This window comes from Allobosea sp. BE125 (genome assembly GCF_031456075.1).
In the GTDB taxonomy this organism is placed as follows: Bacteria; Pseudomonadota; Alphaproteobacteria; order Rhizobiales; family Beijerinckiaceae; genus Allobosea.
This window is the reverse complement of record NZ_JAVDTY010000016.1, coordinates 15,234-28,962: the sequence shown is the minus strand read 5'-3', so window position 1 is coordinate 28,962 and position 13,729 is coordinate 15,234. Positions and strand designations below refer to the sequence as shown.

The 13,729-nt window shown below is 67.3% G+C and carries 14 protein-coding genes; 13 read left to right on the top strand and 1 reads right to left on the bottom strand.

Translation table 11 applies throughout. The features are described 5' to 3' along the window. Nucleotides 1–137 precede the first annotated feature (137 nt). The 11 genes from J2Y55_RS27320 (at nt 138) to J2Y55_RS27270 (ending at nt 11,566) form a co-directional block, all read left to right on the top strand. Entirely contained in the window at nt 138–1,133 is a 996-nt protein-coding gene (locus tag J2Y55_RS27320) for a BMP family lipoprotein (RefSeq protein WP_404979053.1), read from the top strand. Nucleotides 1,134–1,215: 82 nt separating this feature from the next. Continuing rightward, a complete protein-coding gene (locus tag J2Y55_RS27315; RefSeq protein WP_310159694.1) occupies nt 1,216–1,953 on the top strand; it encodes an MBL fold metallo-hydrolase in 738 nt (245 codons plus the stop codon). 20 nt (nt 1,954–1,973) lie between these two features. Then, nucleotides 1,974–3,500: an ABC transporter ATP-binding protein gene (locus J2Y55_RS27310; RefSeq protein ID WP_310159692.1), complete on the top strand. Its 1,527-nt coding sequence runs from the start codon at nt 1,974–1,976 to the stop codon at nt 3,498–3,500. After that, on the top strand, nt 3,497–4,597 hold the full coding sequence (locus J2Y55_RS27305; RefSeq protein ID WP_310159690.1) for an ABC transporter permease: 1,101 nt from the start codon (nt 3,497–3,499) through the stop codon (nt 4,595–4,597). Before J2Y55_RS27310 ends, J2Y55_RS27305 begins: the two co-directional genes overlap by 4 nt. A 2-nt stretch (nt 4,598–4,599) precedes the next feature. Next, complete coding sequence (locus J2Y55_RS27300; protein ID WP_310159689.1) at nt 4,600–5,574, top strand: ABC transporter permease; 975 nt, start codon at nt 4,600–4,602, stop codon at nt 5,572–5,574. 6 nt (nt 5,575–5,580) lie between these two features. Next, entirely contained in the window at nt 5,581–5,988 is a 408-nt protein-coding gene (locus tag J2Y55_RS27295) for a cytidine deaminase (RefSeq protein ID WP_310159688.1), read from the top strand. A gap of 229 nt (nt 5,989–6,217) precedes the next feature. After that, nucleotides 6,218–7,030, top strand: a complete 813-nt coding sequence (locus J2Y55_RS27290) for a purine-nucleoside phosphorylase (protein WP_310159686.1) — start codon at nt 6,218–6,220, stop codon at nt 7,028–7,030. A 4-nt stretch (nt 7,031–7,034) separates the two neighbouring features. Further along, nucleotides 7,035–7,793: a deoxyribose-phosphate aldolase gene (gene deoC, locus J2Y55_RS27285; protein WP_310159685.1), complete on the top strand. Its 759-nt coding sequence runs from the start codon at nt 7,035–7,037 to the stop codon at nt 7,791–7,793. A gap of 1 nt (nt 7,794) precedes the next feature. Continuing rightward, on the top strand, nt 7,795–9,123 hold the full coding sequence (gene deoA / locus J2Y55_RS27280; protein ID WP_310159683.1) for a thymidine phosphorylase: 1,329 nt from the start codon (nt 7,795–7,797) through the stop codon (nt 9,121–9,123). Then, entirely contained in the window at nt 9,120–10,064 is a 945-nt protein-coding gene (locus J2Y55_RS27275; RefSeq protein ID WP_310159682.1) for a 2-hydroxyacid dehydrogenase, read from the top strand. The genes deoA and J2Y55_RS27275 overlap by 4 nt, the downstream gene beginning before the upstream one ends. A gap of 143 nt (nt 10,065–10,207) precedes the next feature. After that, nucleotides 10,208–11,566: an esterase-like activity of phytase family protein gene (locus J2Y55_RS27270; RefSeq protein WP_310159680.1), complete on the top strand. Its 1,359-nt coding sequence runs from the start codon at nt 10,208–10,210 to the stop codon at nt 11,564–11,566. 249 nt (nt 11,567–11,815) lie between these two features. On the opposite strand, the gene nth is transcribed toward J2Y55_RS27270, so the two are convergent. Beyond that, nucleotides 11,816–12,517, bottom strand: coding sequence for an endonuclease III (gene nth / locus J2Y55_RS27265; RefSeq protein WP_310159678.1), 702 nt, complete (start codon nt 12,515–12,517; stop codon nt 11,816–11,818). 20 nt (nt 12,518–12,537) lie between these two features. On the opposite strand from nth, the gene J2Y55_RS27260 reads away from it, so the two are divergent. Together J2Y55_RS27260 and J2Y55_RS27255 are read left to right on the top strand one after the other, a co-directional pair. Continuing rightward, entirely contained in the window at nt 12,538–13,077 is a 540-nt protein-coding gene (locus J2Y55_RS27260; protein WP_310159676.1) for a DUF2244 domain-containing protein, read from the top strand. 134 nt (nt 13,078–13,211) lie between these two features. Next, nucleotides 13,212–13,658, top strand: a complete 447-nt coding sequence (locus tag J2Y55_RS27255; protein WP_310159674.1) for a hypothetical protein — start codon at nt 13,212–13,214, stop codon at nt 13,656–13,658. The last annotated feature ends 71 nt before the right edge of the window (nt 13,659–13,729 follow it).

Here is a 13,729-nt window from a genome sequence, read left to right as displayed (position 1 = left end):
CCTGCAATCGCCGCGAAGGACGGCCGCAGGATCATGGCGCGGTCCCGGCTTGGCCGCGTCGCCAAGCCATGCCATCGTGAGCCCAGACAGGGTGGGAAAACCGCCCCAATGATCGAACAGGGGAATGATCCATGCGGTTGAAATCTCTCGCGCTCGCGCTTGCCGGCGTCGCCCTTTCGGCCGTGGCCGCGATGGCTCAGCAAGCGATCAAGCCGGCGGTCGTCTATGACAAGGGCGGCAAGTTCGACAAATCCTTCAACGAGGCCGCCTATATCGGTGCGGAGAAGTTCAAGGCCGAGACCGGCGTCGAGTTCCGCGATTTCGAGCCGACCAACGAGGCCCAGATCGAGCAGGCGCTGCGCCGCTTCGCCCGCGACGGCAATTCGCCGATCATCGCCGTCGGCTTCTCGCAGGCAACCGCCCTGCAGAAGGTCGCGTCCGAATTCCCGGACCTGAAATTCACCATCATCGACATGGTCGTCGAACTGCCGAATGTGCAGTCGGTCGTGTTCAAGGAGCATGAGGGCTCCTATCTCGTCGGGCTCCTGGCCGGCATGGCCTCGAAGACCAACAAGGTCGGCTTCGTCGGCGGCATGGATATTCCGCTGATCCGCAAATTCGCCTGCGGCTATGTCCAGGGCGTCAAGGCGGCCAAGAAGGACGCCGAGATCTTCCAAAACATGACCGGCTCGACGCCCTCGGCCTGGAACGACCCGGTCAAGGGCGGCGAACTCGCCAAGTCGCAGATCGACCGCGGCGCCGACGTGATCTACCACGCGGCGGGCGGCACCGGCATCGGCGTGCTGCGCGCCGCCGCCGACGCCGGCAAGCTCGGCATCGGCGTCGATTCCAACCAGAACGGCCTGCAGCCCGGCAAGGTGCTGACCTCGATGCTGAAGCGTGTCGATGTGGCGGCCTATGCCTCCTTCAAAGCGGCGCGCGACGGCACCTGGAAGCCCGGCATCTCGGTGCTGGGGCTGAAGGAGGACGGCGTCGGCTGGGCGCTCGACGACGCCAACAAGGCGCTGATCACGCCCGAGATGAAGGCCGCGGCCGACAAGGCCAAGGCCGACATCATCAGCGGGGCCGTGAAGGTGCACGACTACATGTCGGATTCGAAGTGCACGATGTGATCTTCGCGACAGCGAAGGTCATCCCGGACGCGACGCGGGAATCGCGGCGCGATCCGGGATCGCGTACCGAAGCATACATCCCATGAACATCACCATCCTCGGCTCGGGCGACGCCTTCGGCTCCGGCGGGCGCTTCAACAGCTGCCTGCATGTCGAGGCGGGCGGAGAGCGCATGCTGCTCGATTGCGGCGCGTCCAGCCTGGTCGCGCTGAACAAGGCCGGCATCGAGCGCAACGGTATTTCGACGCTGCTGTTCACGCATTTCCATGGCGACCATTTCGGCGGCCTGCCGGCCTTCCTGCTCGACGCGCAATTCGTCTCGCGCCGCAAGGAGCCGCTGGTGATCGCGGGGCCGCTCGGTGTCGAGCACCGGGCGTTGCATGCGCTCGACGCTGATTTCCCGGGCGCCGCGACCAATGCCTGGCGCTTCCCGATCCGTTACGTCGAAATCACGCCCGAGAGCCCCGCACCGCTCGCCGGGATCGACGTCACCGCCTTCCCGATGGTGCATGACGAGCGCGCCGGCCCCTGCCAGGGCTACCGGCTGGCCCATGGCGGCAAGGTCTTCGCCTTTTCCGGCGACACGGCCTGGACCGAGGCGCTGATCCCGCTCGCAGCCGGGGCCGATATGCTGCTGGTCGAGTGCTACACATGGGACATCAAGCTCGCCAACCATCTCGACTACGAAACGCTGACCTCACACCGCGCAGAGCTCAAGACGGCACGAATCGTGCTGACGCATATGGGCGTCTCGATGCTCGCGCATCGCGAGCCCTTGCCCGAGGAGCGGGCGTATGACGGCTTGGTGATCGCGCTGTGACGGAGCCCCCGCCTTCTGCCGTGAAACCGGCCGCCGCCATCGAGCTGATCGGCATCTCGAAGCGCTTCGGATCGGTCCAGGCCAATAAGGACGTATCGCTCAAGGTCACTGCGGGCTCGATCCACGGCATCGTCGGGGAGAACGGGGCCGGCAAATCGACCTTGATGTCGATCCTCTACGGCTTCTACGAGGCCGATTCCGGCGAAATCAGGGTTTCGGGCGCACCGCGCAAGATCCGCTCCCCGGGTGAGGCGATCGCGGCCGGCATCGGCATGGTCCACCAGCATTTCATGCTGGTCGAGACGCTCTCCGTCATCGAGAACATCGTGCTCGGAGCCGAGGGCGGCGCCTGGCTGAAAGGCGGGCTCGCCAAGGCGCGGGCCGAGCTCGCGCGGCTCTCGCAGGAATACGGCCTCGTCATCGACCCGGACGCCATCGTCGGCGATCTCTCCGTCGGCCTGCAGCAACGCGTCGAGATCCTGAAGGCGCTCTATCGCGGTGCCGATATCCTGATCCTCGACGAACCCACCGCCGTGCTGACGCCGCCGGAAGCCGACCAGCTCTTTTCCCTGCTCAAGGCGTTGAAGACCCAGGGCAAGACCGTGATCCTGATCACGCACAAGCTGCGCGAGATCATGGACGTGACCGACAGGGTCTCGGTGATGCGGCGCGGTGAGATGGTCGCGCATGTCGCAACGGCCGAGACTTCGCCGGCCGCCCTGGCCGAGGCGATGGTCGGCCGGCGCGTGCTGCTGCGGGTCGAGAAGCAGCCGCGCCAGCCTGGCCCGGCCGTGCTGGAGATCGCCGGGCTGTCCTATGTCGATGAGCGCAACTGCGAGACACTCAAGGACGCAAGCCTGACGCTGCATGCCGGCGAGATCGTCGGCATCGCCGGTGTCGCCGGCAACGGCCAGAGCGAATTGCTCGAGGTACTGGCCGGGCTGATCCAGCCCTCGCGCGGCGTGATCCGGTTGAACGGGCAGATCCTCAACGCGACCGAGCGCAGCCCCGCCCGCCTGCGCAAGCTCGGAGTGATGCATATCCCCGAGGACCGGCAGAGGGCCGGGCTCGTCACCGCCTTCTCGGCCGCCGAGAACGCGATCCTCGGCTATCATGACGAGCCCGCCTTCGGACCCGGCCCCTTCCTGTCGCCCGCGGCAATCGAAGCCCATGCGCGCGCGGCCTTTGCGGCCTATGACGTGCGCCCGCCCGACCCAGCGTTGAAGACGGCGAAGTTCTCCGGCGGCAACCAGCAAAAGATCGTGCTCGCCCGCGAGATCGAGCACGCGCCAAAGGTGTTGCTCGTCGGCCAGCCGACGCGCGGCGTCGATATCGGCGCCATCGAGTTCATCCATCGCCGATTGATCGCGCTGCGCGATGCCGGCGTCGCGATCCTGCTGGTCTCGGTGGAGCTGGAGGAGGTGATGGCGCTGTCCGACCGGATCCTCGCCATGTGCGGTGGACGGATCACGGGCGAACGGGCGGCGGAGACAGCCGACGAGCGCGATCTCGGGCTGCTGATGGCCGGCGTGAGCGAGGCAGCATGAGCGCCACCCCCATCGACCTCCCGCGCTGGGCCGACGCCGGCCTGGTTCCGCTCGTTTCCGTCGCGGCAGCCCTCGTCGTTGCAGGCCTCGTCGTGATCGGCATCGGCGAGAGCCCGCTGGAGGCGACGACATTGCTGCTGCGCGGCGCGCTGGGCAGCGCCGAGGGCGTCAGCTTCACGCTCTACTACACCACGAACTTCATCTTCACCGGGCTTGCCGTCGCGGTCGCCTTCCATGCCGGGCTGTTCAATATCGGCGGCGAGGGACAGGCGACGATCGCCGGTATTTTCGTCGCGCTCGCCTGCCTCTGGCTTGCGCCCCTGCCCGGCATCCTGCTCGTGCCGCTGGCGATCCTCGCGGCGGCGGCGGGCGGCGCGCTCTATGGCTTCATTCCCGGCTGGCTCCAGGCAACGCGCGGCAGCCATGTCGTCATCACCACGATCATGTTCAATTTCATCGCCGCGACGCTCAGCGTCTACCTGCTGGTCGAGGTCATCGGAAAGCCCGGCTCGATGCAAGCCGAGACACCGGAGTTCGCCCGCCACGCTATCCTGACGCCGATGCATGAACTGCTCGCGCCGCTCGGCCTCAAGCTGCCGGCGACGCCGCTGAACAGCGCCTTCCTGCTGGCGCTGGCCGCGCTCGTCGCGGTCTGGGCGCTGATCTATCGCTCGCGGCTAGGTTACGCGATCCGCACGGTCGGGGCCAATCCGCGCGCGGCCGCCTATGCCGGCATTTCGCCGGCGCGGATCATCATGGTCGCGATGGCGATCTCGGGTGCGCTCGCCGGCGGCCTTGCCGTCAACGAGGTCATGGGCGTGCAGCACCGACTGCTGCTCGATTTCACCGCCGGCTATGGCTTCGTCGGCATCGCGGTCGCGCTGATGGGGCGCGGCCATCCGGTCGGCGTCGGGCTCGCGGCGCTGCTGTTCGGCGTGCTCTATCAGGGCGGAGCGGAGCTTTCCTTCGACAAGCCGAGCATCACCCGCGACATGGTCGTGGTCATCGGCGGCGTCATCATCCTGTTCGCCGGAGCGCTGGACGGGCTGTTCCGACGCATCGTCGCGAGCGGGCTCAGATTTGGAAGCGTGCGCTGACCATGGAATGGGTCCAGACCATCGCCGTCGTGCTCGACTCGGCTGTGCGGCTGTCGGTCCCGCTGCTCTGCGCCGCCTTGGCGGGGCTGTGGTCGGAGCGGGCCGGCATCGTCGATATCGGGCTCGAGGGCAAGATGCTGATCGCCGCCTTCGCCTCGGCCGTCGCCGCCTTCGCGACAGGCTCGGCCTGGGCGGGGCTTGGCGCCGGCATCCTCGCCTCCATCATGCTCGCGCTGGTGCATGGCTTCGCCGCGATCACCTGGCGCGGCAACCAGATCGTCTCCGGCGTCGCCATCAACATGCTGGCGGCGGGGCTGACCGTGATCCTCGGCAATGCCTGGTACGGCCAGGGCGGGCGCACCCCCTCGCTCGAAGGGCCGGCACGCTTCCCCGACCTGACGCTGCCCCTGGGCGCCTGGGCGCGCGAGCATGTGCCGGTCGTGGGGACGTTCTATGATGAGGTCGTCTCCGGCCATGCCGCGCCGGTCTACCTCGCCTTTGGCTGCCTGCTTCTGACCGCCCTTGTGCTGAAGCGGACGCGGTTCGGCTTGCGGCTGCGGGCCGTCGGCGAAAATCCGGCGGCAGTCGACACCGCCGGTATCTCGGTGGCGGGGCTGCGCTATGGCGCGGTGATCATCTGCGGCGCGCTCTGCGGGCTGGGCGGAACCTATCTCGCCGTCTCGCAATCGGCGGGCTTCCTGCCGCATATGACCGCAGGCAAGGGCTTCATCGCGCTCGCTGCCGTGATCTTCGCCAATTGGCGCCCCTGGCCGGCGCTGGGCGCCTGCCTGCTCTTCGGCCTGCTCGACGCGGTTGCGATCAGGCTGCAAGGCGTCGTATTGCCCGGCATCGGCCAGGTGCCGGTGCAGGCGATCCAGGCCCTGCCCTATCTGATGACGGTGATCCTGCTTGCCGGCTTCATCGGCAAATCGACGCCGCCAAAGGCCTCGGGCCTGCCCTATGTCAAGGAACGCTGAGCCGAGATGACCGACGAACCCGATTTCGACGCCCTTTTCGCGATAGCCCAGCCTGTCCAGGCCAGGGCCTACGCCCCCTATTCCCACTTCAAGGTCGGCGCGGCGCTGCTCGCCGATGACGGCGCGGTCTATTTTGGCTGCAATGTCGAGAATGCATCCTATCCGGTCGGGGTCTGCGCCGAGGCCGGCGCGATCTCGGCGATGATCGCCGGCGGCGGGCGCACCATCCGCGCTTTGCTCGTGCTCGGCGACGGAGATGCGCTGGTCACGCCCTGCGGCGGCTGCCGCCAGCGCATCCGCGAATTCGCCGCGCCCGAGACCCAAATCGCGATCGCCGGCCCAAACGGCGTTCGCGCCCGCTTTTCGCTGGCCGAGCTGTTGCCAGCCTCCTTCGGACCAGACAATTTGCGCTAGTGGAACGAATTTGACATTTGCGCCCGCCCGATATCGGCCGCGAGGCAAATGTCAAATTCATAAGTTCCGCTAGAAAATCAAAGAGGTTCTAGTGGTTTTGATGCTTCCGACATTTGCTCCGAGCCCGATATAGAATGGGGAGCAAATGTCGGAATCAAACCACTCGTGATTTGCACCGTCGGCGAGCATTCGTCCGCATGCGGGAATCCGAAGGCCGGGGGGCGGACGAATGGCTGTTGATGCAATCTTCGACGAGGCGGCGGGAACGCTGATCGACCGCGGAGTCGATGGCCCCATCGATTGCGCCCTCGTGCTCGGAACCGGGCTCGGCCGCATCGCCGACGACATGACCGACATGGTCACGATTCCGTTCTCGGCGATCCCCGGCTTTCCCCTGGGCGAGGTCTCGGGCCATGCCCGGCAGCTCTGCTACGGCACGTTGTTCGGCAAGAAGGTGCTGATCTTCCAGGGCCGGGCGCATTATTACGAGACCGGAGACCCGGCAGCGATGCGCGTGCCGCTCGGCATGCTGACCGCCTTCGGCTCGCCGCCCCTGATCCTCACCAATGCGGCGGGCTCGCTGAAGCCCGATCTCCGGCCCGGCGGCCTCGCGCTGATCACCGACCACATCAACCTCAACGGCCCCAATCCGCTGGTCGGGGATGTCGGCGATGGCCGGTTCGTGCCGATGGTCGATGCCTATGACCCGCATCTGCGCCTGCGCCTGAAGAAGGCCGCGGCGAGCTCCGGCGCCAATCTCGGCGAAGGCGTCTATATGTGGTTCACCGGCCCGAGCTTCGAGACACCTGCCGAGATCAGGATGGCGAAGACACTCGGCGCCGATCTCGTCGGCATGTCGACCGTGCCCGAGGTGATCCTCGCCCGGCGCTTCGGCATCCGCGTCGCCGCCATCTCGGTCATCACCAATATGGGGGCAGGCCTGCTCGGCGGCGCACCACAGCATAGCGAGACGCGCGATGTCGCGACTGCCGCCTCGACCGGGTTGCGACGCGTCTTCCGCGGTTTCCTGTCGGAGCTTTGACCCGATGTCCGACGCATCTGTCGCGGCGCGCGCGCTTGCCCTGCTCGATCTGACGGACCTTGCCGAGGATGCGGGCGAGGCCAGCCTGCGCAGCCTGTGCGCACGCGCCGTCGCCGTGCCCGGCCCGGTCGCGGCCATCTGCATCTGGCCGCGCTTCGTCCGCCAGGCGCGCGCCTTGCTGGGCGACGGGCCCGTGCGCATCGCAACCGTGGTGAATTTCCCCGGAGGCGGTACGGCCATCGCCCCCGCCCTGCGCGAGACCGAACAAGCGCTCACCGAGGGCGCCGACGAGATCGATCTCGTCCTGCCCTGGCAGGCCTTCCTCGCCGGCTTTCTCGACAGCCCGCGCGCCATGGTCAGGCTGGTGAAATCGCGCTGCGGCGACAAGCGGCTCAAAGTCATCCTGGAGACGGGGGAGTATCCCGATCTCGCCCAGGTCCAGGCGGCCGCCGAGCTCGCCATCGCGGAAGGGGCCGACTTCATCAAGACCTCGACCGGCAAGACGGCGCATTCAGCCAGCATTCCCGCCGCGCGGACGATGCTGCAGGTCATCGGGGCGACCAAGCGCCCCGTGGGGTTGAAACCCTCCGGCGGCATCAGGAGTTTGTCCGACGCGGCGAGCTATCTTGCACTTGCCGACGCGATCATGGGGCCGGACTGGGCGACGCCGGAAACCTTTCGCTTCGGCGCGAGCGGGTTGCATCAGGTGCTCGTCGACGTGATCGCGGGCGGCACGGCGGGGCAGGCAAACGGACCTTATTGAGATGAAGCTGACCCAGGAGATCATCGCTGCCAAACGCGACGGCGCTGAATTGCCGGATGCCGACATCCGGCAATTCGTCGCGGGCATCACCGACGGCTCGGTCAGCGAGGGCCAGGCCGCCGCCTTCGCGATGGCGATCTTCTTCCGCGACATGACGGCGAAGGAGCGCGTCGCGCTGACGCTCGCCATGCGCGATTCCGGCACGGTGCTGAACTGGGACGACCTGCCCGGCCCAGCCCTCGACAAGCATTCGACCGGCGGCGTCGGCGACACTGTGAGCCTGCCATTGGCGGCGGCGGTCGCGGCCTGCGGCGGCTTCGTGCCGATGATCTCGGGGCGCGGGCTTGGCCATACCGGCGGCACGCTCGACAAGCTCGACGCCGTGCCGGGCTATGTCACGCAACCCGACATCGCGCTGTTCCGCAAGGTGGTGCGCAAGCAGGGCTGCGCCATCATCGGCCAGACCGCCGATCTCGCCCCTGCCGACAAGCGGCTCTACGCGATCCGCGACGTGACGGCGACGGTGGAGACCATCCCGCTTCTGACCTCCTCGATCCTGTCGAAGAAGCTCGCGGCCGGGCTGCATGGCCTGGCCATGGACGTGAAGTTCGGCTCGGGCGCCTTCCTGACCGATTACGGCCAGGCGCGTGCGCTCGCCAACGCGCTGGTCGGCGTCGCCAATGGCGCGGGCCTGCCGACGACGGCCTTGATGACCGACATGGACGAGCCCCTGGCGAGCGCAGCCGGCAACGCGCTCGAAGTCGCCTATGCCCTCGATCATCTGACGGGCAGGCGACGCGAGCCGCGCTTCCATGAAGCGACGGTGGCGCTGGCGGCCGAGATGTTGCTGCTGGGCCGGCTCGCGAGTGATCTCGCCGAGGCCCGCGCCAAGATCGAGACCGCTTTCGCCTCGGGCGCGGCGGCAGAGCGCTTCGCGCAGATGGTCGCGGCGCTGGGCGGGCCGACGGACCTGCTGGAACGGCCAGAGACATATCTCGCGCCGGCGCCGGTCGTGAAGCCCGTCTTTCCCGTTGCACCGGGCACGGTCCAGGCCATCGACACGCGCGGCGTCGGCTTCGCCATCGTCGCGCTCGGGGGCGGGCGCAGCCGCGCCGAAGACCGGATCGACCACAGCGTCGGCATCGTCGATCTCGCCGGCATCGGCGACATCGCGGGGCCGGACCGTCCTCTCGGCATCGTTCATGCACGTAGCGAAGCCGGCTTCGCTGCCGCCGAGACCCGCTTGCGGCAGGCCTATCGCATCGGCGAGGGTAAGGCCGGCCACGGCCCGCTCGTCACGGAACGCATCACGGAGAGTTCGCACGCATGAGTCTGCTTTTGGCGATGACCGGTTGGCATGTCGAGGATTGGCGCGCCCGCTTCCAGGCGCTGCTGCCCGACATCCCCGTGGTGATCCTCGGCGAGCCCTTCGATCGGCGCGCAGTGCATTACGTCGCGAGCTGGAAACACCCTGAGGGGAGTCTTGCCGGACTGCCGAACCTCGCCGCGATCTTCTCGCTCGGCGCCGGCGTCGATTTCCTCTTCGCCGACCAGCGCCTGCCCGAGGCGCCGATCGCGCGTGTCGTCGACCCCGACCTGACGACGCGGATGAGCGAATACATCGTGCTGCACTGCCTGATGATCCTGCGCCAGCAGCGCCGCTATGACCGCCAGCAGCCCGCCAAGAGCTGGGACGACGACCGCCACCAGCCGGCGGCGCGCTCGGTGCGCGTCGGCATCATGGGGCTCGGCGAGCTCGGACTCGATGCGGCGCGCAAGCTCCAGGTCATGGGTTTCGATGTGGCAGGCTGGAGCCGCAGTCCCAAGAGCGTCGAGGGCCTCACCACCTTCGCCGGCGAGGACGGCATGGCCGCATTCCTGGCGCGCACCGACATCCTCGTCAGCCTGCTGCCGCTGACGCCGGAGACGAAGGGCACGATCAACGCCGGCCTGCTCGCCGGCCTCGCAAGGGATGGCCGGCTCGGCGGGCCGTTCCTGATCAATGCCGGGCGCGGCGGCTTGCAGGTCGAGGCCGATATCATCGCGGCTCTGGAGGCCGGCACACTCAAGGGCGCGACGCTCGATGTGTTCGAGACCGAGCCGCTGCCGGCAGACTCCCCGCTCTGGAGCCATCCGGCGGTGACGGTGACGCCGCACAACGCCGCGATGTCCGAGCCCGAGGCGGTGGCAAACCTGATCTCGGCGCAGATCCGGCGCCTGGAAGCCGGCCAGCCGCTGGAGCATGTCGTCGATCCGAAGCGGGGATATTGATCCCTCGTCATTCCGGGGCGCTGCGGAGCAGCGAACCCGGAATGACAAAGGTGGGCCGTCATCGCTCCGTCATCCCATCGTCGCGGCGCTGAAACGCGGTCCCGCCAAGTCCTCCGGGTCATTCCCCCAGCCCGGAGCGTTCCATGCGCCTGTCCCTCGTCGCAGTCTTGCTGCTGTCATCGACCATCCTCGCCGGCGCCCAGGATGCGCAGAAGGAATTCCCCGCCAGGCTCGCCGGCCATGCCCTGCTGCCGGCCAACACGATCATCGCGGCCCCGGCCGATGCGCCGGCCGACCTCAAGGTCTCCGGCAAGTTCGTTACGGCGGGCAAGCGCGTCGAGGCTGTCGGCACGGTGATGGGCACTTCGGGCGGGCGCCCGACCGGCCTGTCGACGCCGTTTGCCGGCCAGCCGGTGCAGGGCTTCTCCGGCATCCGCTCGCTGGGCAATGGCGAGTTCCTGGTGCTGACCGATAATGGCTTCGGCGCCAAGGCGAACTCGCCGGACGCGATGCTGTTCTTCCACCGCCTCAAGGCCGATTTCGCCAGCGGCAAGATCGAGCGGACCGCGACCACCTTCCTGCACGACCCCGACAAGAAGATCCCTTTCCGCATCGTCCATGAGGGCACGGAGAAGCGCTATCTGACCGGCGCGGATTTCGATCCGGAATCGATCCAGCCGATCGGCGGCAAATTCTGGATCGGTGAGGAGTTCGGCCCCTATCTCATCCGCGTCGACGCCGACGGCAAGGTCGAGGCCGTGTTCGAGACGCTCGTCGACGGCAAGCCCGCTCGCTCGCCCGACCACTACGCCGTGACCACGCCCAACGCGCCCAACCTGCCGGTCGAGTTCAATGTCCGCCGCTCCAAGGGCTTTGAGGGCATGGCGCAGTCGCCCGACGGCCGCTTCCTCTATCCGCTGCTGGAAGGCCCGCTCTGGAACGCCGAGACCAAGGGCAATGAGGAGGTCGACGGCAAGGAGGTGCTGCGCATCCTCGAATTCGACGTGGCTGCCGAGAAATGGACCGGCCGCTCCTGGCTCTTCCCGCTGGAAGCCAAGGGCAACGCCATCGGCGACTTCAACATGATCGACGCCACGACGGCGCTCATCATCGAAAGAGATAACGGCGAAGGCACCGCCGACAAGGCCTGCGCCGCTGGCCAGAAGGGCCCCGACTGCTTCCACGACCTGGCCAAGTTCAAGCGCATCGTGAAGATCGAAATGACCGACGCCAATGTCGGCAAGCCGGTGCGCAAGGTCGGCTTCATCGACCTCTTGAAGATTGCCGACCCGGACAAGAAGGCCAGGCAAGGCGCCATAGACGGCGTGCTGCCCTTCCCCTTCTTCACCATCGAGAACGTCGATGTGGTCGACCGCGCCAACGGCATCATCGTCGTCGGCAACGACAACAACCTGCCCTTCTCCTCCTCGCGCGATCCGAAGAGGGCCGACGACAACGAACTCGTGCTGCTCTCGGTGAAGGAACTGCTCGACGCGAAGTGAAGCAAGGAACCTCGACGCAGAACCCGCTCCAATCCAAGTCGGACGTTTCCGACTTGGATCACGATGGATGCCAATCTCGGGCAAGCCCGAGATTGGTGGGAGAGGGCAGGGTGAGGGGTCGGCCGTTTGACGCTTTGGCCGTGACCTCACCGCTGCCTCGCTGTGAGGTTTTCACGTAGCTGGTCCAGGGGCCTACACCTCACCCCTGCCCCTCTCCTTACAGGAGAGGGGTTCCCCGCGCCTGGTAGTTCACGCCACGCGCTTATCCGCGGAATCGCAGAGATCGACGAGCAGGCAGCGGCCGCATTCGGGCCTGAGCGCCTTGCAGGTGTAGCGGCCATGCAGGATCAGCCAGTGATGCGCATGCCGGCCAAACTCCCGCGGCACGGCCTTCTCCAGCCCCAACTCGACCTGCAGCACGTTCTTGCCCGGAGCGATGCGCAAGCGATTGGCGACGCGGAAGACATGGGTATCGACGGCGTGGGTGATCTCGCCGAAGGCCATGTTGAGCACGACATTGGCCGTCTTGCGGCCGACGCCAGGCAGCGTCTCCAGCGCCTCGCGATTGGCCGGCACCTGGCTGCCGAACTCGGCGATCAGCTTTTCGCTCAGCGCGATCACGTTTTTCGCCTTGGTGCGGAAGAGGCCGATCGTCTTGACCAGCTCGCGCACTTGGCTCTCGCCCAGCGCCAGCATCTTTTCCGGCGTATCGGCAAGCTCGAAGAGCTTACGCGTCGCCTTGTTGACGCCGGCATCGGTCGCCTGCGCCGAGAGCACCACGGCGACCAGAAGAGTGAAGGCGTTGATGTGTTCGAGCTCGCCCTTGGGCTCAGGCTCGGCGGCGCGGAAACGCTCGAAGATCTCGCGGATCCCGGCGGCGCTGCGGGCGCGCGGCTTCGTGATCCCGGCAGCGGCGGGTGCGCGGCGTTTGGGCCTGTTCTCTTGCATCATCGGGGCGTTATAGTTGGACCATGAACCCCGGCAAGCCCGATTCAGCCGCGACCGGCGACGCCTCGGCCATGGCGGCCGAGCGCCCCGTCTTCGACGCGACGATCACGCCGCATCGCTCGCTGGGGCAGAACGGCTTCCGCACCGTGATGACGCTGGTCTGCCTCTCCAGCGTGGTCTCCTCGATCCCCTTCGTCGTGCTCGGCGCCTGGCCGGTGGCGGGCTTCTTCGGCCTCGACGTCGCGGCCTTGTTCATCGCCTTCCATGTCAATTTCCGCCATGCGCGCGCCTTCGAGCGGGTGATCGTGACGCCGCTCGAAGTGCTGCTGCGCAAGGTCTCGCATCATGGCCGCGAGGCGGTGTGGCGCTTCAATCCGGCCTGGACCAAGCTCGAGCGCCAGCAGGACGAGGATTATGGTTTGCTGCGGCTGAGCCTGGTCTCGCGCGGGCAGAGCGTCGCGGTTGCCGCCGCACTCTCGCCGCATGAGCGCGAAGGCTTTGCCGACGCACTCGGCGCGGCGCTGGCGAGCGCAAGGCGCGGCCCGGATTTCGGAGCGGCCTGACAGGCCCGCGCCAGGCCTGTCAAATGTCAGCTCTTCGGGTGTGAACCTTGGCCGCCCTCGTCATTCCGCTGATTTCGGCGGCGATCATCGTCGGATTGATCGCAACTTTGCTCATCAGGAAGCCGGGAGCGCGGATGCCGAACGCCGACGAGGATGCGCCAGGGGGCGGCGAGGAGCGGGTGCGCGCCTACGGGCTCGTGCTGCGCGACCAGCTCGACCGGACGCCGTTCGGGCCGGAACTGCCGCGCATGGTCTGGCGCAAGCTCATGGCATGCCCGCCCGGCGAAGGGCTGGTACGCGAGTTCCACCGCGATTTCTGCGGGCAGGGCCTGATCCGCACCCAAGACGGCGTCAAGCTCTGCGATATCTTCGACGGCGGCCATCATACCGGCGATGCGATCTCGTCCTGGCCAAGCGAGGAGGCGTTCGTCGGCTTCTTCGCCGCGCAGTCGGACCATAGCTGCAGCGGCTGGGACGAGAGCTCGGCCGTCTTCGCGACGCAGGATGAATGGTATCGCAACAACCAGCGCCTGACGCGGGAGGGGTTGCGGGTTTTCGTCGCCGAGCTAAAGCCGCGCTGAGCGGCTCGCCCGACTTTTTGCGAAAGCAATGCTCTCGACTCCTGGAATCGATGCGGCTCTGAACCAGCTCC

Coding starts and splice junctions, on each gene's coding strand:
- J2Y55_RS27305 (WP_310159690.1), top strand. CDS start 3,497: ATGAGCGCCACCCCCATCGACCTCCCGCGCTGGGCCGACGCCGGCCTG.
- deoA (WP_310159683.1), top strand. CDS start 7,795: ATGAAGCTGACCCAGGAGATCATCGCTGCCAAACGCGACGGCGCTGAA.
- nth (WP_310159678.1), bottom strand. CDS start 12,517: ATGATGCAAGAGAACAGGCCCAAACGCCGCGCACCCGCCGCTGCCGGG.
- J2Y55_RS27295 (WP_310159688.1), top strand. CDS start 5,581: ATGACCGACGAACCCGATTTCGACGCCCTTTTCGCGATAGCCCAGCCT.
- J2Y55_RS27260 (WP_310159676.1), top strand. CDS start 12,538: ATGAACCCCGGCAAGCCCGATTCAGCCGCGACCGGCGACGCCTCGGCC.
- J2Y55_RS27270 (WP_310159680.1), top strand. CDS start 10,208: ATGCGCCTGTCCCTCGTCGCAGTCTTGCTGCTGTCATCGACCATCCTC.
- deoC (WP_310159685.1), top strand. CDS start 7,035: ATGTCCGACGCATCTGTCGCGGCGCGCGCGCTTGCCCTGCTCGATCTG.
- J2Y55_RS27275 (WP_310159682.1), top strand. CDS start 9,120: ATGAGTCTGCTTTTGGCGATGACCGGTTGGCATGTCGAGGATTGGCGC.
- J2Y55_RS27315 (WP_310159694.1), top strand. CDS start 1,216: ATGAACATCACCATCCTCGGCTCGGGCGACGCCTTCGGCTCCGGCGGG.
- J2Y55_RS27300 (WP_310159689.1), top strand. CDS start 4,600: ATGGAATGGGTCCAGACCATCGCCGTCGTGCTCGACTCGGCTGTGCGG.
- J2Y55_RS27255 (WP_310159674.1), top strand. CDS start 13,212: ATGCCGAACGCCGACGAGGATGCGCCAGGGGGCGGCGAGGAGCGGGTG.
- J2Y55_RS27290 (WP_310159686.1), top strand. CDS start 6,218: ATGGCTGTTGATGCAATCTTCGACGAGGCGGCGGGAACGCTGATCGAC.